The 20,747-nt window shown below is 69.1% G+C and carries 19 protein-coding genes; 16 read left to right on the forward strand and 3 right to left on the reverse strand.

Annotation, left to right across the window (positions count from 1 at the left end; genetic code table 11):
- The first annotated feature begins 25 nt into the window (after positions 1-25).
- The 3 genes from dnaE to ncot_RS07010 are packed head-to-tail and all read left to right on the forward strand — an operon-like array spanning position 26 to position 6,068.
- Positions 26-3,586, forward strand: coding sequence for a DNA polymerase III subunit alpha (gene dnaE, locus ncot_RS07000; RefSeq protein ID WP_168616957.1), 3,561 nt, complete (start codon positions 26-28; stop codon positions 3,584-3,586).
- 25 nt (positions 3,587-3,611) lie between these two features.
- On the forward strand, positions 3,612-4,145 hold the full coding sequence (locus ncot_RS07005; RefSeq protein ID WP_168616958.1) for a hypothetical protein: 534 nt from the start codon (positions 3,612-3,614) through the stop codon (positions 4,143-4,145).
- A gap of 48 nt (positions 4,146-4,193) precedes the next feature.
- Positions 4,194-6,068, forward strand: a complete 1,875-nt coding sequence (locus ncot_RS07010) for a DUF3352 domain-containing protein (RefSeq protein WP_168616959.1) — start codon at positions 4,194-4,196, stop codon at positions 6,066-6,068.
- Between the two features lie 2 nt (positions 6,069-6,070).
- On the opposite strand, the gene ybaK is transcribed toward ncot_RS07010, so the two are convergent.
- On the reverse strand, positions 6,071-6,565 hold the full coding sequence (gene ybaK, locus ncot_RS07015) for a Cys-tRNA(Pro) deacylase (RefSeq protein WP_168616960.1): 495 nt from the start codon (positions 6,563-6,565) through the stop codon (positions 6,071-6,073).
- A gap of 8 nt (positions 6,566-6,573) precedes the next feature.
- Positions 6,574-7,248 carry an LON peptidase substrate-binding domain-containing protein gene (locus ncot_RS07020; protein ID WP_168616961.1) on the reverse strand — a complete coding sequence of 225 codons (675 nt, stop codon included), beginning with the start codon at positions 7,246-7,248 and terminating at the stop codon, positions 6,574-6,576.
- A 138-nt stretch (positions 7,249-7,386) separates the two neighbouring features.
- Here ncot_RS07020 and hisD point away from each other — a divergent pair, with 138 nt between their 5' ends.
- The 10 genes from hisD (at position 7,387) to ncot_RS07070 (ending at position 18,328) form a co-directional block, all read left to right on the forward strand.
- Positions 7,387-8,688 carry a histidinol dehydrogenase gene (gene hisD, locus ncot_RS07025; RefSeq protein ID WP_168616962.1) on the forward strand — a complete coding sequence of 434 codons (1,302 nt, stop codon included), beginning with the start codon at positions 7,387-7,389 and terminating at the stop codon, positions 8,686-8,688.
- Positions 8,685-9,818: a histidinol-phosphate transaminase gene (locus ncot_RS07030; RefSeq protein ID WP_168616963.1), complete on the forward strand. Its 1,134-nt coding sequence runs from the start codon at positions 8,685-8,687 to the stop codon at positions 9,816-9,818. Before hisD ends, ncot_RS07030 begins: the two co-directional genes overlap by 4 nt.
- Before the next feature lie 13 nt (positions 9,819-9,831).
- The gene (gene hisB, locus ncot_RS07035; protein ID WP_168616964.1) at positions 9,832-10,443 is read left to right on the forward strand and encodes an imidazoleglycerol-phosphate dehydratase HisB; all 612 of its coding nucleotides are present in this window, start codon (positions 9,832-9,834) and stop codon (positions 10,441-10,443) included.
- A gap of 3 nt (positions 10,444-10,446) precedes the next feature.
- Positions 10,447-11,082 (forward strand): imidazole glycerol phosphate synthase subunit HisH, encoded by a 636-nt coding sequence (gene hisH, locus ncot_RS07040; protein ID WP_206065191.1) that lies wholly within the window; start codon positions 10,447-10,449, stop codon positions 11,080-11,082.
- Positions 11,083-11,203: 121 nt separating this feature from the next.
- A complete protein-coding gene (gene priA, locus ncot_RS07045; protein ID WP_168616965.1) occupies positions 11,204-11,938 on the forward strand; it encodes a bifunctional 1-(5-phosphoribosyl)-5-((5-phosphoribosylamino)methylideneamino)imidazole-4-carboxamide isomerase/phosphoribosylanthranilate isomerase PriA in 735 nt (244 codons plus the stop codon).
- Positions 11,935-12,696 carry an imidazole glycerol phosphate synthase subunit HisF gene (gene hisF / locus ncot_RS07050; protein WP_168616966.1) on the forward strand — a complete coding sequence of 254 codons (762 nt, stop codon included), beginning with the start codon at positions 11,935-11,937 and terminating at the stop codon, positions 12,694-12,696. Before priA ends, hisF begins: the two co-directional genes overlap by 4 nt.
- A 15-nt stretch (positions 12,697-12,711) precedes the next feature.
- Positions 12,712-12,966 carry a Uma2 family endonuclease gene (locus ncot_RS07055; protein ID WP_168616967.1) on the forward strand — a complete coding sequence of 85 codons (255 nt, stop codon included), beginning with the start codon at positions 12,712-12,714 and terminating at the stop codon, positions 12,964-12,966.
- Positions 12,967-13,035: 69 nt separating this feature from the next.
- Complete coding sequence (locus tag ncot_RS07060; RefSeq protein WP_168616968.1) at positions 13,036-14,559, forward strand: HNH endonuclease signature motif containing protein; 1,524 nt, start codon at positions 13,036-13,038, stop codon at positions 14,557-14,559.
- Positions 14,560-14,759: 200 nt separating this feature from the next.
- Complete coding sequence (locus ncot_RS07065; protein ID WP_346766636.1) at positions 14,760-16,547, forward strand: ABC transporter ATP-binding protein; 1,788 nt, start codon at positions 14,760-14,762, stop codon at positions 16,545-16,547.
- On the forward strand, positions 16,544-18,328 hold the full coding sequence (locus ncot_RS07070) for an ABC transporter ATP-binding protein (protein ID WP_168616969.1): 1,785 nt from the start codon (positions 16,544-16,546) through the stop codon (positions 18,326-18,328). The genes ncot_RS07065 and ncot_RS07070 overlap by 4 nt, the downstream gene beginning before the upstream one ends.
- A gap of 89 nt (positions 18,329-18,417) precedes the next feature.
- Here ncot_RS07070 and ncot_RS07075 read toward each other — a convergent pair whose 3' ends face one another.
- Positions 18,418-19,056 carry a class I SAM-dependent methyltransferase gene (locus ncot_RS07075; RefSeq protein WP_168616970.1) on the reverse strand — a complete coding sequence of 213 codons (639 nt, stop codon included), beginning with the start codon at positions 19,054-19,056 and terminating at the stop codon, positions 18,418-18,420.
- Positions 19,057-19,123: 67 nt separating this feature from the next.
- Between ncot_RS07075 and ncot_RS07080 the strand changes: the two genes are divergently transcribed.
- The 3 genes from ncot_RS07080 to ncot_RS07090 are packed head-to-tail and all read left to right on the forward strand — an operon-like array spanning position 19,124 to position 20,725.
- Positions 19,124-19,741 carry a GNAT family protein gene (locus tag ncot_RS07080; protein WP_168616971.1) on the forward strand — a complete coding sequence of 206 codons (618 nt, stop codon included), beginning with the start codon at positions 19,124-19,126 and terminating at the stop codon, positions 19,739-19,741.
- An 11-nt stretch (positions 19,742-19,752) separates the two neighbouring features.
- On the forward strand, positions 19,753-20,103 hold the full coding sequence (gene hisI, locus ncot_RS07085; RefSeq protein WP_206065194.1) for a phosphoribosyl-AMP cyclohydrolase: 351 nt from the start codon (positions 19,753-19,755) through the stop codon (positions 20,101-20,103).
- Positions 20,096-20,725, forward strand: coding sequence for a Trp biosynthesis-associated membrane protein (locus ncot_RS07090; RefSeq protein ID WP_168616972.1), 630 nt, complete (start codon positions 20,096-20,098; stop codon positions 20,723-20,725). Before hisI ends, ncot_RS07090 begins: the two co-directional genes overlap by 8 nt.
- Positions 20,726-20,747 lie beyond the last annotated feature (22 nt).

The following is a 20,747-nucleotide window of genomic DNA, read 5'->3' on the forward strand; positions in this document are numbered from 1 at the left end:
CTAGCTCTTGGGAGACGCTTCACCGATGACGTCCGACTCCTTCGTGCACCTGCACGTGCACACCGAGTACTCCATGCTGGACGGAGCCGCACGACTCGGGGACATGGCGGAGCGGACGGCCGAGCTGGGCATGCCGGCGATCGCGATGACCGACCACGGCAACGTCTACGGGGCCTACGACTTCTACCGGAAGGCGAAGGCAGCCGGTGTCAAGCCGATCATCGGCATCGAGGCCTACTTCACGCCCAACATCTCCCGCTTCGAGCGCAAGGGCGTCAACTTCTACGACGGAGGCTCCGACGACGTCTCCGCACGGGGTGCCTACACCCACATGACGCTGCTCTCGGAGTCCACCGAGGGCATGCACAACCTGTTCCGGCTCACCACCGGCGCCTGGCGTGACGGCTTCTTCAAGCAACCTCGCATGGACCGCGAGCTGCTCGCCCAGCACGGCAAGGGCATCATCGGCACCACCGGGTGTCCCTCCGGTGAGATCCAGGTGCACCTGCGCTACGGCAAGTACGACGAGGCTCGCAAGGTGGCCGGCGACTTCCAAGACATCCTCGGCAAGGAGAACTACTTCCTCGAGCTGATGGACCACGGCCTGACCATCGAGAACCGGGTCCGCGACGGCCTGCTCAAGCTGGGCAAGGACCTCGGCATCCCGCCGATCGCGACCAACGACTCGCACTACGTCCGCCGGGAGGACGCCAAGTCGCAGGAGCACCTGCTCTGCATCAACTCCGGCTCGACGATGACCATTCCGGCCGGCGACGGGCCCGGCCAGCGGTTCGCGTTCAGCGGCGACGGCTACTACATCAAGTCGCCGGCCGAGATGCGCGAGCTGTGGGAGGGCAAGTACCAGCTCCGCGAAGCCTGCGACAACACGCTGCTGATCGCGGAGCGGTGCAACGTCGAGTTCACCGAGGGCAACGGCACCTTCATGCCGCGCTTCCCCTGTCCTCCCGGGGAGAACGAGGATTCCTGGCTGGTCAAGGAGGTCGAGACCGGCCTGAAGTTCCGCTACCCGAACGGGGTGCCCGACGACGTCCGCAAGCAGGCGGAGTTCGAGCTCGGCGTGATCACCCAGATGGGGTTCCCCGGCTACTTCCTCGTCGTCGCCGACTTCATCAACTGGGCCAAGGACAACGGCATCCGCGTCGGGCCGGGTCGCGGCTCGGGTGCCGGGTCGATGGTCGCCTACGCGATGCGCATCACCGACCTCGACCCGCTCCAGCACGGCCTGATCTTCGAGCGGTTCCTCAACCCCGACCGTGTCTCGATGCCCGACTTCGACATCGACTTCGACGAGCGTCGGCGCAGCGAGGTCATCAAGTACGTCACCGAGAAGTACGGCGACGACCGGGTCTCCTACATCATCACCTACGGCACGATCAAGGCGAAGCAGGCCGTCAAGGACTCGTCGCGCATCCTCGGCTACCCCTTCGCGATGGGTGACCGCATCACCAAGGCGATGCCGGCGGCCGTGATGGGCAAGGACGTCCCCCTCCAGGACATCTTCAAGCCCGACCACAAGCGCTACGGCGAGGGAGGCGAGTTCCGGGCCCTCTACGAGGGCGACCAGGACGTCAAGACCGTTGTCGACACCGCCATCGGCATCGAGGGCCTCAAGCGTCAGTGGGGAGTCCACGCGGCCGGCGTGATCATGTCCAGCGAGCCGCTGGTCGACATCATCCCGATGCTCAAGCGCCCTGCCGACGGCGCGATGATCACCCAGTTCGACTACCCGACGTGCGAGTCGCTGGGCCTGATCAAGATGGACTTCCTCGGCCTGCGCAACCTCACCGTCCTCGACGACGCGGTGAAGAACATCAAGGCCAACCGCGGCGAGGACCTGGTCCTCGAGGACCTCGAGCTCACCGACCCGAAGACCTACGAGCTCCTGCAGCGCGGTGACACGCTCGGCGTCTTCCAGCTCGATGGTGGCCCGATGCGCTCCCTGCTGCGTTCGATGCGGCCGGACACCTTCGAGGACATCTCGGCCGTCGGCGCCCTCTATCGCCCCGGCCCGATGGGGGCCGACTCCCACAACAAGTACGCACGCCGCAAGACCGGACGTGAGCCGGTGGAACCGATCCACGCCGAGCTCGCGGAGGCACTCGAGGACGTCCTCGGTGAGACCTACGGCCTGATCGTCTATCAGGAGCAGGTGATGGCGATCGCCCAGAAGCTGGCCGGCTACTCGCTCGGTCAGGCCGACATCCTGCGTCGGGCGATGGGCAAGAAGAAGAAGGAGGAGCTCGACAAGCAGTTCATCGGCTTCTCCGGCGGCATGAAGGAACGCGGCTACTCGATGGACGCGATCAACACGCTGTGGCAGATCCTGCTGCCGTTCTCCGACTACGCGTTCAACAAGGCGCACTCGGCAGCCTACGGCGTGGTGTCCTACTACACCGCCTACCTCAAGGCCAACTACCCGGCCGAGTACATGGCCGCGCTCCTCACGTCCGTCAAGGACGACAAGGACAAGATGGCGATCTATCTCAACGAGTGCCGTCGGATGAAGATCCAGGTCCTGCCTCCCGACGTCAACGAGTCGGCCTCCAACTTCACCCCGGTCGGCAACGACATCCGCTTCGGCCTGACCGCGGTCCGCAACGTCGGCGGCAATGTCGTCGACGGCATCGTCACAGCCCGTCAGGAGAAGGGCCGCTACACCGACTTCAACGACTTCATGGAGAAGGTGCCCGCGCTGGTCTGCAACAAGCGGGTCATCGAGTCGCTGGTGAAGGCCGGCGCCTTCGACGACATGAAGCACAAGCGTCGGGCCCTGGTGGCGATCCACGAGACCGCCGTCGACCAGTACGTCGACATCAAGCGCAACGAGGCGATCGGCCAGGACTCGCTGTTCGCCCAGATGGATGGCCTCGATGGCGCTGAATCCTCGGGATTCGGGATCTCGGTGACGATCCCCGACATCGACGACTGGGACAAGATGACGCTGCTCAGCCACGAGCGCGACATGCTCGGCCTCTATGTCTCGGACCACCCGCTGCTCGGCCTCGAGCATGTGCTCTCCCAGAGCGCTGACTGCTCGATCGGTGCGTTGATGCTCGACGAGGACCGCTCCGACGGCTCGCCCATCACGGTCTCCGGACTGGTCACCGCCGTGCAACGCAAGATCACGAAACGGGGTGACACGTGGGCGATGGTCACCCTGGAGGACCTCGACGGTGCGATCGACGTGCTCTTCTTCCCGAGCTCCTACCAGCTGGCCTCGACCTACCTGACCGAAGACGCGATCCTGACCGTGAAGGGCAGGCTCTCCCGGCAGAAGGACCAGCCCGAGATCCACGGGCAGGAAGTCAGCATGCCGGACCTCAACGACGGCCCCAGCGGGCCCGTGGTGATCAGCCTGCCGGCGACCCGCTGCACCGCGCCGGTCGTGGAGCAGCTCAAGGAAGTCCTGCGCACGCACCCGGGGATGTCCGAGGTGCAGCTGAAGCTGCTCGCCCGCGCCGGGACGACAGTGATGCGCCTCGACGACCGGCTGCGGGTCACCCCGAGCGGCGCGCTCTTCGCCGACCTCAAGCAGCTCCTGGGACCGGGTTGCCTTGGCCAGTGAGCGCACCACCGCCATTCTGCGCGACGTGCTGATCGTGATCGGCGCCTTCGTGCTGGCCGGGCTGTTCTGCGGCTGGCTGTGGCACCAGCTGTGGGCGCCGGCCCCCGAGGGCGTCGTCTACGGCCACGTGCCGCGCTTCGAGGACGACAAGGACTTCCGCGGCGTCGGTCTCTACTTCCTGGTCGCGGTGGTCGCCGGCGTGCTGATCAGCCTCGTCTCGACGTTCGTCTTCGAGAGGGACGAGGTCTGGACCCTGCTCGCCGTGGTGGTGGGTTCACTGGCGGCCGGGGGAGTGATGCTGGCCGTCGGCAAGGCCCTGGGACCGGACTCGGCAGCCGAGGCCGCCCGACGGGCTGACGACTTCGCGAAGGTCAAGGGCGACCTGCACGCCCCGTGGGTGACGGTGCTGACCTCGTTCCCCGGAGGAGCCGCCCTCGGCTCGGTGGTCGTGCTGACGTGCTTCACGCGTCGCCGGGATCGTCGACGTCCGCACACATCCGCAGCGACTTCCTCCGTGGAGAACGGCGAAGCGCAGTTTGACCCCCAGTCCAACGGGTAGCCTGAGCGCCACCAGACGTGAGCACGACCATCAAGACGGGGGAACCACGTGTCTTCTCAGAATCCACCACCGGGGGCCGGTGGCACTCCTGACCCCTACGGCCAGCCCGGCTTCGGCCAGGACAACTCTGGTGCACCCTGGCAGCAGCCCGGCGGCAGCCCTCAGCAGGGCCAGACCGGCCCCCATGGCCCGGGTCCCCAGGGCGCGGGTCCCTACGACCCGGGCCCGACCGGCCCGATCCAGGGACCGCCGTTCCAGGCACAGGGAGGGCCGGGCCAGTACGACCCCCGGTACGCCGCACATCACGGCTCGGCGCCGGTGTCCGAGCATCTCGGTGCCGGACCGGGTGGCGCGATGCCGAGCGAACCTCGCTCAGGGCGCGGTGGTCGACGCGGCCTCCTGATCGGGCTCCTGGCCGGTGGCGTGGTCCTGGTCGGCGGTGGCGTGTGGGCGTGGATGGCGTTCTTCAACCAGGGACCACAGCCGGCTGAGGCCCTCCCCGACGACACCCTGGCCTACCTCTCGGTCGACCTCGATCCGTCGGGTGAGCAGAAGATCGAGGCGCTCAGGACGCTGCGCAAGTTCCCGGCCTTCAAGGAGGGCACCGGCCTCGAGGCCGATGACGACGTACGCAAGAAGATCTTCGAGTCGATCCAGGACTCAGGTGCCTGCACCGAGCTCGACTACGACGACGACATCGAGCCGTGGCTCGGTGACCGAGCGGCGGTCGCCGTGATCGACCAGGGGAACGAGCACCCGGACCCGGTGCTGGTCGTGCAGGTCAAGAACCAGGACAAGGCCGAGGACGGACTGAACAAGATCGTCAACTGCGGCAACGATGCCACCGGTGAGAGCGAGGACATCGGTGGCTACGCGTTCAACGGTGACTGGGTGGTGCTGGCCGAGACCGAGGACATCGCCCAGACGGTCGTCGACGACGCGAAGGACGCCAGTCTCCAGGACGACGAGCAGTACCAGAAGTGGACCGACGCGGCCGGGGATCCGGGTGTCATCAGTGTCTACGCGTCGTCCGAGGCGGGCGACCAGCTGGCGGAGTTCTCGCCGCTGACCGATGCCGTGGACTCCGAGGTCGGTGGCGACAGTGACGAGCTGGTCAGCGCGCTCGAGGACTTCAAGGGCGGTGCCGGCACCGTCCGCTTCAACGATGGAAACCTCGAGATCGAGTTCGCCACCGGCCAGATGAACACCGCCAGCAGCAAGCTGATCAGTGGCGACCGCGGGGACGACACCTTGTCCACGTTGCCGGACAGCACCGCGGTCGCCCTCGGCGCAGGCATGGCCGACGGCTGGGGAGAAGCACTGTTCGAGCAGCTGCGACCGATCATCGAGGATCAGACCATGGAGTCCTTCGACGAGGCGATCGCCGATGCGGAGGCCGAGACGGGGCTGTCGCTGCCCGAGGACCTCGAGACCTTGTTCGGCGAGTCGTTCGTGCTGGCCCTCGACAGCAACTTCGACCCCGACCAGGTCGTCGAGGGCGGGCCCACCGAGCTTCCGGTGGCGTTCAAGGTCAAGGGAGACCCTGACGAGATCGAGGCAACCCTCGACAAGATGCGCGCCCGGATGAGCGAGGACCTCGGTTCCGACGTCGAGCTGCTGACCTCGGAGGAGCACGACGGCTATGTCCTCGTCTCGCCGAGCCAGGCCTACCTGGACCTGCTCGCCGACGGGGGTGACCTCGGCGGCGACGACACGTTCCAGTCCGTCGTCCCCGAGGCCGAGGACTCCTCTGCCATCCTCTTCGCGAACTTCGACGCCGGGGACTGGTTGCTCGAGGTCCTGCGCACGGCAGAGGCCCCGGCCGAGGTGCTCGACAACGCCGAGCCCCTCGAGGCCATGGGCATCAGCTCGTGGACCGACGGCGACGAGGTGCACGCGTTGATCAAGATCACCACCGAGTGAGCTCAGTGCTCGGGTCGAGCGATGCGCTCGACCCGAGCACCGACCAGCGCCACCAGGTCGGTCGGGGAGAGCTCGATGTCGAGGCCCCGGCGACCTCCCGAGACGAAGACACTCGGGTGGGCCAGGGCCGACTCGTCGAGCACCGTGGGATGGTCTCGCTTCTGGCCGATCGGTGAGATGCCACCGACCACGTAGCCGGTGGCACGCTCGGCGGTCGACTGCTCGGCCATGGCGGCTCTGCTCGCCCCCACACTGCGCGCCAGTGCCTTGAGGTCCAGCTGTCGGGTGACCGGCACGATGCCCACCACCAGGGTGCCCTGGGCGTCGGCGACCAACGTCTTGAAGACTCGGTCTGCCTCGACTCCCAGCGCCTCGGCGGCCTCGTGGCCGAAGCTGGTCGCCCGTGGGTCGTGCGCATAGGTGTGCAGCGTGAAGTCGACCCCGGCTCGGGTCAGGGCCACGGTTGCCGGCGTACCGCCGGGCTTCTTCCTCGCCATGGCGCGTCTCAGTTGGGTGACCAGCCGGTGCGCGACACCTCGGTCGCCGGCAGGGACGGCAGGACCACCATGGCCCGGATCTCCTCGCGCATCATCTCGGTCAGCATGGCCAGACGGATGACGGCGTCGTCGGCCTCGAGGAGCATCTGTCGATCACGCATGGTGAGCAGGCAGGTGGCCGACATCGTCCAGGACAGGAAGGTCGGGTCCTGGGGGAGGTCCCCGGTGAGCACGTCCTCACCCCGGATCCGGGACAGCACCGTGCGATAGGTCTCGAAGGTGCCCCGAGCGACCGTCGCCGTCTCGTCCGCCCGGGGGCCGGGCCCGGCGGGCTCGTCGACGAGGTCCACCTGGCCGGCCAGGAACTCACCGGTGGTCTCGAGCGACTCCAACCGCAGCCGCCCTCGTCCGACCGCGACGATGTCGAAGGTGCCGTCGGGGTGCGACTCGACCTCGGTCAGCTGCAGCACGCAGCCGACCCGGTGCAAGGACTGACCACCGCGCTCGCCGACCTCGAACCCCTCGCGGATGGCGCACGACCCGAACAACCGCTCGGCCGGGTCCTCGATCCGCATCAGCTCATGGACGAGCGCACGGTAGCGGTCCTCGAAGACCCGCAGCGGGACGGAGATGCCGGGAAAGAGCACCGTGTTGAGGGGGAACAGCGGCAGCCTCTCGGTCATTTCTCCACACTAGCGGCAGGAGGTGCGGCCAACCGAGGTCCTCCGAGGGGCGGTCGCGGGTCGTCCGTGCACGGCCCCAGGCTTCCGCCAACCGAAACCGGGTGAGGGCGCGCGCCGGCGACAACTAGACTCGGCGACATGATTCGTCGCATCGATCTCCGTGGCCGCGCTGGAGCGCCCGTCGAGCGGAGCGCGGTTCCGCGCGCCGACTTCGACGTGGAGGCCGCGTTGCACGTGGTCCGGCCGATCTGCGACGACGTCCGCGATCGCGGCCTCGATGCCATCGTCGAGTACACCGCGAAGTTCGACGGCGTGGAGCAGACTGACGTGACGGTGCCGAGGGAGGCGCTGCGCCACGCCTTGGCCGAGCTCGATCCACGCGTCCGCGCCGGGCTGGAGGAGTCGATCAGTCGGCTTCGCGCCACGTGCGAGGCCGAGCTCGAGGACGACGTGGTCACCTCGCTCGGCGACGGTGCGACGGTCACCCACCGCTACGTCCCCGTGCAACGCGTGGGGCTCTACGTGCCCGGTGGCGTGGCGCCGTTGGTCTCCTCGGTCGTGATGAACGTGGTGCCGGCCCAGGCGGCCGGGGTGTCCTCGATCGCGCTGACGTCGTCGCCGCAGAAGGAGTTCGGCGGTCTGCCGCACCCCACGATCCTGGCCGCCTGCGAGCTGCTCGGCATCGAGGAGGTGTACGCCGTCGGCGGCGCCCAGGCGATCGCCATGTTCGCCCACGGCGCGGGTCCCTGCCGGCGTGTCGACCTGGTCACCGGGCCCGGCAACATCTACACCGTCTCCGCCAAGCGCCTGCTCAAGGGAGTCGTCGGGATCGACTCCGAGGCCGGGCCGACCGAGATCGCCATCCTCGCCGATGACACAGCGGATGCGTCGTTCGTGGCAGCCGACCTGATCAGCCAGGCCGAGCACGACCCGCTCGCCGCCGCGGTCCTGGTCACGCCGTCGGAGCAGCTCGCTGTCGATGTGGAGTCCGAGCTCGACAAGCAGGTCTCGGTGACCCGCCACGTCGAGCGGATCCGCACCGCGCTCTCGAGCCAGCAGTCCGGCATCGTCCTGGTCGACGACCTCGAGCAGGGCCTGGCCGTGGTCAACGCCTACGCCGCCGAGCACCTCGAGATCCACACCACGGACGCCGCCACCTGGGCCTCCCGGGTGTTCAACGCCGGGGCGATCTTCGTCGGCTCCTACGCGCCCGTGTCGCTCGGGGACTACTGCGCCGGCTCCAACCACGTGCTGCCGACCGCCGGCTGTGCCTGCCACTCGTCGGGCCTGTCGGTCCGTGCGTTCCGCAAGGCAGTGCACGTCGTGGACTACTCCCGCGAGGCCTTGCAGGCAGTGGCCGACCACGTGGTCACCCTGGCCGAGGCCGAGGACCTGCCCGGCCACGGTGCCGCCGTACGTGTGAGGTTCGACCGACGATGACCGCCGAGAGGACCTCGCTCGAGGCGTCGGCCTGGCCACCCCTGCGCGAGGAGCTGCGAGGGATTGCGCCCTACGGCGCCCCGCAGCTCGACGTACCCGTCCAGCTCAACGTCAACGAGAACCCCTACGGCCCCTCGGCCGAGGTGGTCGCAGACATCGCCGCATCGGTGGCGGAGGCGGCGGTCGACCTCAACCGCTACCCGGACCGCGAGTTCACCGACCTGAGAACCGCCCTGGCCGACTACCTGAACACCGACGGTGGACTCGGACTCACCGCGGATCAGCTGTGGGCCGCCAACGGTTCCAACGAGGTGATGCTGCAGCTGCTCCAGGCCTTCGGGGGTCCCGGACGCACTGCGTTGAGCTTCGCACCGACGTACTCGATGTATCCCGAGTACGCCCGTGACGCGATGACCAACTGGGTCGTGGGTCGGCGGGAGACCGACTTCTCGCTCGACCTCGATGCCGCGCGCGAGCTGATTCGCGAGCACCGACCCCACGTGGTGCTCCTCCCGTCGCCGAACAACCCGACCGGCACCGCGTTGCCTCCGGAGGCCGTGTCGATGCTGTGCGAGGCGGCGGCCACCGATGACCACTCCGGCATCGTCGTGGTCGACGAGGCGTACGGCGAGTTCCGTCGCGCCGGCACTCCCAGCGCGCTGGAGCTGCTCCCGCAGCACCGCAACCTGGTGGTCTCGCGCACGATGAGCAAGGCGTTCGCGCTCGCCGGTGCTCGACTCGGCTACTTCGCCGCGTCACCCGAGATCTGCAATGCCGTGCGCGTCGTGCGGCTGCCCTACCACCTGTCCGCCGTCACCCAGGCGACCGCGCTGGCTGCCCTGCGCCACGCGCCGGAGCTGCTCGGCCGGGTCGACGACCTGCGCCGGGAGCGGGACGAGACCGTAGGCTGGCTCCGCGAGCAGGGACTCCGGGTTGCCGAGACCGACGCGAACTTCGCGTTGTTCGGCACCTTCGAGGACCGGCACGCCGTCTGGCAGGGCCTGCTCGATCGCGGCGTACTCATCCGCGAGACGGGCCCCGACGGATGGCTGCGGGTGTCGATCGGCACCCCGGGCGAGATGACGACTTTCAAGAACGCACTGACCGAGGTCATGAAGGCCGGGTCATGAGGGAGGGGCAGGGATGAGCAGGACCGCACGGATCGATCGCGAGACCAAGGAGTCCAAGATCCACGTCGAGCTCGACCTCGACGGCACCGGCGAGACGCAGATCTCCACCGGGATCGGGTTCTACGACCACATGCTCACGGCGTTCGCCCGCCACTCGCTGGTCGACCTCGTCGTGCACGCCAGCGGCGACACCCACATCGACTCGCACCACACCGTCGAGGACACCGCGATCGTGCTCGGCCAGGCGATCCGTGAGGCACTCGGCGACAAGGTCGGCATCCGTCGCTTCGGTGACGCCACCGTGCCCCTCGACGAGGCGCTGGTGCAGGCCGTCGTCGACGTCTCGGGGCGTCCCTACTGCGTGCACACCGGTGAGCCCGAGGGCCAGGAGCACGTGCTGATCGGCAACCCGGCCGGCAACTTCTTCCTCGGCTCACTCACCCGCCACGTGTTCGAGTCGATCTCGTTCCACGCTCACATCGCGCTGCACGTGCGGGTGCTGGCCGGGCGCGAGCCGCACCACATCGTCGAGACCCAGTTCAAGGCCTTCGCCCGCGCCTTCCGTGACGCGATCGCCATCGACCCCCGTGAGACCGGGGTTCCCTCCACCAAGGGCGCTCTCTGAATCATGGTGCCGCCGACTGTTGCCGTGCTCGACTACGGGTCCGGGAATCTCCGCTCCGTCGTGCGGGCCGTCGAGCGCGCCGGGGCCTCGGTGACGTTGACCTCCGACCGTGCTGCGGCGCAGGACGCCGACGGGCTCCTGGTCCCCGGCGTCGGTGCCTTCGCGGCCTGCATGGCCGGGCTGCGCGCGGTCAAGGGGCACGAGGTCATCGGCCGCCGGTTGGCCGGTGGTCGACCTGTGCTCGGAATCTGTGTCGGCATGCAGATCCTGTTCTCCCGCGGTGTGGAGCACGGCGTCGAGAGCGAGGGCTGCGACGAGTGGCCGGGCGTCGTCGAGCGACTCCGGGCGCCCGTCGTGCCCCACATGGGGTGGAACACCGTGGAAGCCCCCGAGGGCACCTCGCTGTTTGCCGGAGTCGAAGGTGAGCGGTTCTACTTCGTGCACTCCTACGGGGTGCGTGAGTGGACCCTGGAGACCAACAACCGCACTCGTGCCCCGTTGGTCACCTGGGCCGAGCACGGTGGCGACCGGTTCGTCGCCGCCGTCGAGAACGGACCGTTGACCGCGACCCAGTTCCACCCGGAGAAGTCCGGCGACGCCGGTGCGGCTCTGCTGCGCAACTGGGTGCTGTCACTCTGAGTCCTTGGCCCGCAACGTCATACGGCCCGGTCGCCCGGGCGACCGCAACGTATGACGTTGCCCACGACCACGGGGCAGGACGCTGCCGAGGTGGCGTGCCTCGACCCCTAGGATCGTGGCCATGAGCGACTACCTCGAACTCCTGCCCGCCGTGGACGTCAAGGGCGGCCAGGCCGTCCAGCTGGTGCAGGGCGTCGACGGCTCCGAGAAGCGCTTCGGCGACCCGGTCGAGGCCGCCCTCCGCTGGCAGAGCGCGGGCGCCGAGTGGATCCACCTCGTCGACCTCGATGCCGCCTTCGGACACGGCCACAACCGTGACCTGCTCGCCACGATCGTCGGCACGCTCGACATCGACGTCGAGATGAGCGGCGGCATGCGCGATGACGAGTCACTCAAGGCGGCGATGGACGCCGGGTGTCGCCGGGTCAACATCGGCACCGCTGCGCTCGAGAGCCCGGAGTGGTGTGCCCGCGCCATCGGGGAGTACGGCGACCGCGTCGCCATCGGGCTCGACGTCCGCGGCACCACCCTCGCTGCCCGGGGATGGACCCGCGAGGGAGGCGACCTCCACGAGACGCTGACCCGCCTCGACGCGGAAGGATGCGCGCGCTACGTGGTCACCGACGTCAACAAGGACGGCATGCTCCAGGGGCCCAACCTGGACCTGCTCCGCGACGTCTGCTCCCGCACCGACCGACCGGTGATCGCCTCCGGTGGCGTGACCACCCTCGACGACATCCGGGCGTTGATGGACCTGGTGCCCCTCGGGGTCGAGGGCGCCATCGCCGGTACGGCGCTCTACGAGGGGCGGTTCACGATCGAGGAGGCCCTCGCCCTCACCAAGGGCGCCTCGTGACCCTCGCCGTACGCGTCATTCCGTGCCTCGACGTCGACGCGGGGCGCGTGGTGAAGGGCATCAACTTCAAGGAGCTGCGCGACGCCGGTGACCCGGTGGAGCTGGCACGCACCTATGACGCCGAGGGTGCCGACGAGCTGACCTTCCTCGACATCTCCGCCTCCCACGAGGGTCGGGCGACCACGATGGAGATCGTCTCTCGCACGGCCGAGGAGGTGTTCATCCCGCTCACCGTCGGTGGGGGCGTCTCCAGCGTCGAGGACGTCGACCGGCTGCTGCGCGCCGGTGCGGACAAGGTCGCGATGAACACCGCTGCCATCCACCGTCCTGAGCTGATCGCCGAGGTCGCCGACCGGTTCGGCAACCAGGTCCTGGTCCTGTCGGTGGACGCTCGCCGGGCAGCGGGAACCGACTCAGGCTTCGAGGTGACCACCCACGGTGGCCGCAAGTCCGCCGGCCTCGACGCGATCGAGTGGGCGGCCCGGGGAGCCGAGCTGGGGGCCGGTGAGATCCTCCTCAACGCGATGGATGCCGACGGAACCCAGGACGGCTTCGACCTCGAGCTGATCCGCGCCGTACGCCGTGAGGTCAGCATCCCGGTGATCGCCTCGGGCGGAGCCGGCGCGGTCGAGCACTTCCCGCCGGCGGTGGATGCCGGTGCCGACGCCGTCCTCGCGGCCACCGTGTTCCACTTCGGCACCCTGCGCATCTCCGACGTGAAGGGCTCCCTGGCCGAGGCCGGCCACCCCGTCCGCTGACCCCGACGTCTCCCGGTGATCGTGGTCGAGGTCCTCTCGCCCGGCACCCGCACGGAGGACACGGTGCGCAAGTCTCACGAGTACGCCGTTGCTGGCCTCGCGCACCAGTGGACCGTCGTCCGTGACAACCGCAGCTTCACCGTGCTCGAGAACACCGGTGACAGTTGGGACATCGCGATGGAGCTGGATGAACGTCGAGGCACCGGACATGTGGTGGTCGGTGAGCACGGTTGCGTCGAGATCGACCTGGGGTCGTTCTTCGCTCGCTGATGCGGGCAGGTCGCCGCCCAGGTCCCGCCTCAACCCGCGTTGTCGGTGGTCCCTGCTTGACTGATTTCCATGCAGCTGACGACCGCTCCTCTCCTCACACCCGTCGCCCCGGGCGTCGTCGGTGTGAGCGAGCACGCGGCCATCGCGATGCTGCAGCAGACCGTCGAGCTGCTCGCTCAGATCGACGGTGACCCCACCCTCCTCGAGATTCCCGGCAACGACGCCGCTCGGGTCGACCAGCTCACCCTGCTCGAGCGGGTCAAGTCCGCCGCCGCAGCGGCGCAGACACGCATCACCGACGTGTTCGAGCGCTCGCAGCTCTCCCAGCAGGATGCCGCGATCGAAGAAGCACGGGCCGCGGGCCGCGAGGGTCGTGCCGCGCGGCTGTCGAGGAGCAGGGGCAAGGGCATCAGTGACCAGGTCGCCCTGGCGCGTGGATGCCCGATCTCCCAGGGCCAGCGACAGCTCGCCCAAGCCCGCGCCCTGCGCGAGATGCCCCACGCCAACGACCTCTTCCGCGCCGGCCGCATCTGCGAGTGGATGGTCGACGAGCTGGTTCGTGAGACCGCGATCCTGTCCGCCGAAGACCGGGGCGAGGTCGACCGCCGACTCTGCGCGATGACGGTCGACACGAAGACAGGGCAGATCCACGACCCAGAGGTGCTCGGGCTGACCCCGCACCGCGCTGCCGGCCGCGCCCGGGCCCTCGCCCAGGAGCTCGACGCCGAGGCCGCGGTGCGCAGGGCGGCCAAGGCCGCCCAGCAGCGCCGGGTCACCATCCGGCCCACGCCGACCACGATGTCCTACGTCACCGGCCTGCTGCCCGTCCGCGACGGCGTCGCGGTGATCGCGAGCCTGAACAGCGCCGCAGAGAGCGCCAAGGCACGTGGTGACGAGCGCACGGTCTCCCAACTGATGGCCGACCTGTTCGTGCAGCGCATCACCGGCCACCCCGCTCGCGGTGACGACGAGGCCGGCCGGCCCGACGAGACTGGCCGGCCCGACGAGGCTGGCCGGCCCGACGAGGCTGGCCGAGCTGAGGATGGGCGCGTCGCTGATCCGCACGTCCCGGTGCAGGTCAACCTGGTGATGTCGGCGGAGACCTTCGCCGGCGACTCCGACCAGTCAGCGCGCACCGACGACGGCACCCCGATCCCTGCGGGGCTGGCCCGCGACTGGGTCCACGACCCGAGGACGCCGGTGACCGTACGACGACTGCTCACCGACCCCGTGACCGGCCAGGTCAGCGAACTCGATCCGAGACGGCGCAAGCACTCCGCCATCGACAAGGAGTTCTTCCGGCTCCGAGACCAGACCTGTCGCATCCCCGGGTGTGACGGCCCGATTCAAGACATCGACCACCCGGAGCGCTACGCCGACGGCGGCACCTCGACACGTGGCAACGGGCAGGGGCTCTGTGAGGCCCACAACCTGGTCAAGGAGGCGCCCGGATGGTCCACCCGGGTCAGTGACGCCCGCCCGGGGCACCACGAGGTCGAGATCACCACTCCGACAGGTCACGTCTATCGGTCGAAGGCTCCACCGGCGCTGTTCCGTGACAAGGAGAGGGCCGACCTGCCTCCGCCCGAGTGACCTGCAGCGTTCACTCCTCGGTGACGAGGAGCCGCTGCAGGCATACGTTGACCTGGCTGCTGACCGGACCGGGCGAAGGGCAACGCGGGCGGGTGACAGGTCGGCCGGCGGCTCGACGTGAAGGACTGCGGGAATGTCAGCACCACCTCCTAGTGTTGGCCTCGCTGTCAGGTGAATGGATGTGAGGAGACGTGAGCCGAGTGGGTGCACCGCGCGGGACCATGCGCGAGGGGTTCGCGGTCCTGGCTGTCGCCATCAGGCGCGAGCCCTGGATCTTCACGCTCTCGACCCTCGGCAGCATCCTCTTCGGGGCGTTGACGGTCGCCGACGCGTGGGTCCTCGGCTGGTCCACGGAGCACGCCATCATCCCCGCGTTCGAGAACGGCGAGATCGACGCCGGCATCCTGTGGGCGGTGCTGGCGCTGTTCGTGGGTGTCGCGATCCTGCGAGCGGTCGGCATCGTCGCCCGACGGCTGGGCGCCGGCATCATGCAATACCGGATGCAGGCCCACTCGCGGCGCGCGGTCACCCGGCAGTACCTCAAGCTCCCCATGGAGTGGCACCAGCGCCACCCGACCGGGCAGCTCCTCTCCAACGCCAACTCCGACGTCGAGGCGGCGTGGTTCCCGATCGCGCCGCTGCCGATGGCCGTCGGCACCCTCGCGATGATGGCGATCGCGATCGCCCAGATGCTCGCCGCCGACCTGGTCCTCGCCCTGGTGGGCCTCCTGGTGTTCCCGGTCGTGATCGTGGCCAACGTCGCCTACCAGCGCGCGTCGTCACCGTTGATGACGCGCGCACAACAGCTGCGCGCCGAGGTCAGCGAGATCGCCCACGAGTCGTTCGACGGCGCGATGGTGGTCAAGACCCTCGGGCGTGAGGGCGAGGAGACCGAGCGATTCGCCACCAAGGTGCGCGACCTGCGCGACGTGCTGGTCAGGGCAGGACGCATCCGCGCGATGTTCGACCCCACCATCTCGGCCCTGCCCAACATCGGGGTGCTCGTCGTCCTGGGCGTCGGGGTCTCCCGTGTCCTGAGCGGCGCCACCGAGCCGGGCTCGGTCGTCACCGTCGCCTACCTGCTCACCATCGTCTCCTTCCCGATCCGTTCGATCGGCTGGTTGCTGGGGGAGTTCCCACGCAGCGTGGTGGGCCACGGGCGGGTCGAGTCGGTGCTGCAGGCCACCGGCGAGATGGTCTACGGCGCGACGCCGCTGCCCGACGTACGCACCGGTGCCCACCTCGAGGTGGACTCCGTCGCCTACTCCTACGACGCCGAGCAGGCCCTGCTGAGAGACGTCACCTTCGACGTCTGGCCCGGACGCACCGTGGCCCTGGTCGGTCCCACGGCCTCGGGCAAGAGCACGTTGACCAACATCCTGACCCGACTCGTCGACCCGCACGGCGGTGCGGTGAGGGTCGACGGTGTCGACCTGCGCGATCTCCCGGCCGGTGAGCTGGCCGGAGCTGTCTCGGTCGTGCCACAGACCGCCTTCCTGTTCGACGACACCGTGCGTGGCAACGTCACTCTCGGCGCCGACCTCAGCGACGAGGAGGTGTGGGCTGCCCTGCGGATCGCCCAGGCCGACGGGTTCGTGGCTGCGCTCCCCGACGGCATCGACACCCGCCTCGGCGAGCGCGGCACCTCGCTGTCGGGCGGGCAGCGCCAGCGGCTCTCCCTTGCCCGCGCGCTCGTGCGCAAGCCTCGGTTGATGATTCTCGACGACGCCACGTCGGCGGTCGACCCCGAGGTCGAGGCCAGGATCCTCCGCGCACTGCGCGAGGGCGGCCAGGACACCACCTTGGTGGTGGTCGCGTACCGCAAGGCGACCATCGGCCTGGCAGACGAGGTGGTCCACCTCGACCGGGGACGAGTGGTCGACCGGGGCACCCACGCCGAGCTCCTCGACCGCAGTGCCGACTACGCCCGACTCGTCAACGCGTACGAGGCCGAGGTCGCTCCTGTCGCGACCGGAGGTGACGCATGAGCAGCACCGTCGACTCCGGTGAGTCCATCAAGGCGATGGCCACCATCCGGCGCGGCATGCAGATCTCGCCCGAGCTCAAGCAGGGCCTGGCCGGCACGCTCCTTCTCGCCGTCCTGTCCACCGTGGGCCAGCTGGTCGTGCCGATCGTGGTGCAGCAGACCCTCGACCGAGGACTCAACGGTCCCGACGGTCCTGACACCGGCTTCATGCTGCGGATGGGCCTGGTCGCAGCGGTGGCCATCGCGGTGACCAGCTACTGCTCCTACCTGATGACCACGCGGCTCTTCCGTTCCGCCGAAGGCGGCCTCGCCACCCTGCGGACCAAGGCGTTCCGCCACGTGCACGACCTGCCGTTGCTGACCCAGAACACGGAGCGTCGCGGATCGCTCGTCTCCCGGGTGACCGGTGACGTCGACACGGTGAGCCAGTTCCTGGTCTTCGGTGGCGTGATGATGATCGTCTCCCTCGGCCAGGTCTTCGTGGCCACGATCCTGATGGCCTACTACTCGTGGCAGCTGACCATCGTGGTGTGGGTCTGCTTCGCGCCGCTGCTGATGTCCCTGCGCTTCTTCCAGCAGAAGCTCTCCGACGCCTACGGCGTCGTACGCCGCCAGGTGGGCGTGATGCTCTCGGCGATCAGCGAGCCCGTCGTGGGTGCCGCCGTGGTGAAGTCCTACGCCATCGAGGACCGCACCCAGGAGCGCATCGACACGGCGATCAGGGTCAACCAGGAGGCGGCCACCAAGGCGCAGGGCTTCACCGCCTTCTCGTTCTCCCTCGGCGGGCTCTCGGGCGGGCTGGCCAACGCGGGCGTGATCATCGGCGGCATCTGGTTGGGCTTTGCCGGAGACATCACGGCCGGTGAGGTGGTTGCCTTCGCGTTCCTGGTCACGTTGTTCGTCTCGCCGATCCAGATGGGCACCCAGATCCTCACCGACGCCCAGAACGCCATTGCCGGCTGGCGACGGGTGATCGGCATCCTCGACACCCCCGCTGACCTGGTGGACCCGGGAGAGCAGGGTGACGTGCTCCCTCGCGGTCCCATCGACGCGGAGTTCCGCGCCGTCACGTTCGCCTACCCGGGTGGGCCCGACGTGCTGCATGCGGTCGACCTGCACATCGAGGCCGGCACCCGCATCGCGATCGTCGGCGAGACCGGCTCGGGCAAGTCCACCTTCGCCAAGCTGCTCACCCGGTTGATGGACCCGACCGGGGGAGAGGTCCTGCTCGACGGCATCGACCTGCGCTCGATTCGCCAGTCGTCCCTGCGCAGCTCGGTCGTGCTGGTTCCGCAGGAGGGGTTCCTCTTCGACGACACACTGCGGGCCAACGCGCGCTACGGCCGGCTCGACGCGACCGACGCCGAGATCCGGGCCTCGGCGTCCGAGCTGGGTCTCGTCGACTGGCTCGACGGCCTGCCCCACGGGCTCGACACACGGGTCGGTCAGCGCGGTGAGTCGCTGTCAGCGGGTGAGCGCCAACTCGTCGCGCTGCTCCGCGCGCACCTGGCCGACCCCGACCTGCTCGTGCTCGACGAAGCGACCAGTGCCGTGGACCCGCAGCTCGAGATGCAGATCGGTCGGGCTCTCGAGAGACTGATGTCGGGGCGCACCTCGGTCACGATCGCCCACCGCATGAGCACCGCAGAGAATGCGGATGAGGTGGTGGTCGTCGACGCCGGGCACATCGTCCAGCGGGGGCCCCACGCAGCCCTCCTGCTCGATCCCGACGGGGTGTACGCCGGCCTGCACGCCTCCTGGGTGGCCCAGCAGGGAAGTTGATGTAGGCGCCGAGGGTCGTCGCTCCCGGTGGCACCGTCGCGAGGGCCTCGACCACCGGGGCCCCGATCATCGGCTGGGTGCGGCTGTGCTCACGTCGCGGGGAGCCGACCGATGGCGAGGAACAGCGGGAACTCCTGCTCGCTCGAGCCGACCTCCTTGGTCACCGTGCCCGCGTCGATCACCGCCACGTCCGTGAGGCCGGCCTCCTCGAGCCACTGGAGGACGGACCCTCGGTCGAATCCGTCGTGTCCGTGGAAGTCGTGCACGCTCGCGTGGAAGTCACCCCTCGGGTCGTGGTCCAGGTCCACCAGGGCGACCCACCCCTCCGGGCGCAGCAGCTCGGCACACCGGCGTACGACGGTTGCCACGTCACCCATGTGGTGCAGTGCGAGCTGGCCCAGCACCAGGTCGAAGCGCTCGTCGGGCAGGGGGTCGTGCTCGATGTCGTAGACCCGTGCCTCCCACCCTGCGTACGCCGGGTCGTCGAGCGCCCCTCGTGCCGCTTCGACCATGCCCGGAGCAACGTCGGTGACCACGACGGTGCCGAGGTCATCGACGAGGGCACGGGCAAGCAGACCAGTGCCGCCGCCGATCTCGAGGGCATGGGTGTCCTCGCCGAGGGCGATCGTCTGCCGCACCAGACCCGCCACCGAACGTGCGCGCTCGACATGGTCCGGATCGTCGTCCCAGGTCGCCGCATCCTCGTTGAACCGATCGATGTCGTCCATGCACCGACCCTAGAGCAGCACGCCTGCCGGGGCCGGTCGTCGGGCCGGAAGGGGCAGGATGGGAGGCATGGGCCTGCCGACACCGACACTGAGCACGAGACGACTGACCCTGCGTCCCTTCGTCGACACGGATGCCGGCGCACTGTTCACGTTGCACAGCGATGCCTTGGTGCTGCGCTACTGGGACTCACCGCCGTGGACCGAGCCATCGCGGGCCGAGCACTTCATCGCGGTGTGCCGACGCATGGCGGACGAGGGCACGGGCGCACGGGTGGCCATCGAGGCAGCCGGTGACGGCACGTTCCTCGGGTGGTGCGGCCTGAGCAGCTGGAACCCTGAATTTCGCAGCGCTTCGCTCGGCTACTGCCTCAACCGGTCGGCGTGGGGCCACGGCCACGCCACTGAAGCAGCCTTTGCCCTGCTGCGCTGGGCGTTCGACACGCTTGACCTGAACCGGGTCCAGGCAGAGGCGGACACCCGGAACCTGGCGTCGCGACGGGTGCTCGAGAAGCTCGGGTTCGTTCAGGAAGGCACGTTGCGGGAGGACTGCGTCGTCGACGGCGACGTGTCGGACTCCTGGGTCTTCGGCCTCCTCAGGCGGGAGTGGCGACCGCTCGGGTCCGGCGACGTCGAACGGGCACCAGGTCGGCGAACCGACAGGGTCCGAGCCCACCGGGACGGATAGGCTCTTCTGTTGTGACCGACCTCGACCCTGCCATCGCTGCTCGTCTGAAGCGCACCGCCGACGGACTGGTGCCCGCCGTGGCCCAGCAGCACGACACCGGTGAGGTGTTGATGCTCGGGTGGATGGACGACGAGGCACTGGCCCGCACCCTTTCCACGGGCCGAGCGACCTACTGGAGCCGCTCCCGCCGGGAGTACTGGGTCAAGGGCGACACCTCGGGCCACACCCAGCAGGTGAAGGAGGTCCGCCTGGACTGCGACGGGGACACGCTGCTGGTGAAGGTCGACCAGGTGGGGGCCGCCTGCCACACCGGCGATCGCACCTGCTTCGACGCCGACCTGCTGGGAGCGTCGGATGACTGAGCCCGAAGGAGCCGTGAGCGGAGCGGGACCAGGGCGCGGGAAGCGCTCCACCTTCGGACCGGTCGTGCTGCTCGGCCTGGCCAGTGCGGCCCTCGCTGCGGTTTCCGGCGCCAAGGCCTGGTACGTCCTCCCCGACGCGGCCGAGGCCCTCGACATACCGATCGCCAGCAACGAGCAGTTCGCCCTCGACATGCCTCTGGCCGGAGCCTTGTCCCTCGTCCTGCTGGCCAGCTGGGGAGTCGTGCTGGTGACTCGCGGCTGGGTACGTCGGGCCGTGGCCGGGCTCGCCCTGGCGAGCTCGCTCGGACTGGCTGTCACGGTCGTCCAGGGCGCGCGGACGCTGCCCGACAGCCTGCAGGACCGTCTCAAGGAGGCGGGTGTGGCCACACCGGTCGACTCGCTCGACGCCGGTCTGACGGGTTGGTTCTGGGCCGCCGCCGTGGCCACGCTCCTGTCCGTGGTCGCCGCCGCGGTCGCCGTACGCGACGTGCCCTCGTGGCCGACCATGGGCAGCAGGTACGACGCCCCGGGGGCCGCGAAGTCCGGACCGGTCGATGTCGAGCGGGCGCGCGAATCCGATCTCTGGAAGGCGATCGACGAGGGCCACGACCCGACGCTCTGACCGAGTCCCTACACTGATCCTC

The organism is Nocardioides sp. JQ2195 (assembly GCF_012272695.1).
GTDB lineage: Bacteria > Actinomycetota > Actinomycetes > Propionibacteriales > Nocardioidaceae > Nocardioides.

Coding starts and splice junctions, on each gene's coding strand:
- dnaE (WP_168616957.1), top strand. CDS start 26: ATGACGTCCGACTCCTTCGTGCACCTGCACGTGCACACCGAGTACTCC.
- ybaK (WP_168616960.1), bottom strand. CDS start 6,565: ATGGCGAGGAAGAAGCCCGGCGGTACGCCGGCAACCGTGGCCCTGACC.
- ncot_RS07020 (WP_168616961.1), bottom strand. CDS start 7,248: ATGACCGAGAGGCTGCCGCTGTTCCCCCTCAACACGGTGCTCTTTCCC.
- hisD (WP_168616962.1), top strand. CDS start 7,387: ATGATTCGTCGCATCGATCTCCGTGGCCGCGCTGGAGCGCCCGTCGAG.
- ncot_RS07030 (WP_168616963.1), top strand. CDS start 8,685: ATGACCGCCGAGAGGACCTCGCTCGAGGCGTCGGCCTGGCCACCCCTG.
- hisB (WP_168616964.1), top strand. CDS start 9,832: ATGAGCAGGACCGCACGGATCGATCGCGAGACCAAGGAGTCCAAGATC.
- hisH (WP_206065191.1), top strand. CDS start 10,447: ATGGTGCCGCCGACTGTTGCCGTGCTCGACTACGGGTCCGGGAATCTC.
- priA (WP_168616965.1), top strand. CDS start 11,204: ATGAGCGACTACCTCGAACTCCTGCCCGCCGTGGACGTCAAGGGCGGC.
- ncot_RS07060 (WP_168616968.1), top strand. CDS start 13,036: ATGCAGCTGACGACCGCTCCTCTCCTCACACCCGTCGCCCCGGGCGTC.
- ncot_RS07070 (WP_168616969.1), top strand. CDS start 16,544: ATGAGCAGCACCGTCGACTCCGGTGAGTCCATCAAGGCGATGGCCACC.
- ncot_RS07075 (WP_168616970.1), bottom strand. CDS start 19,056: ATGGACGACATCGATCGGTTCAACGAGGATGCGGCGACCTGGGACGAC.
- ncot_RS07080 (WP_168616971.1), top strand. CDS start 19,124: ATGGGCCTGCCGACACCGACACTGAGCACGAGACGACTGACCCTGCGT.
- ncot_RS07090 (WP_168616972.1), top strand. CDS start 20,096: ATGACTGAGCCCGAAGGAGCCGTGAGCGGAGCGGGACCAGGGCGCGGG.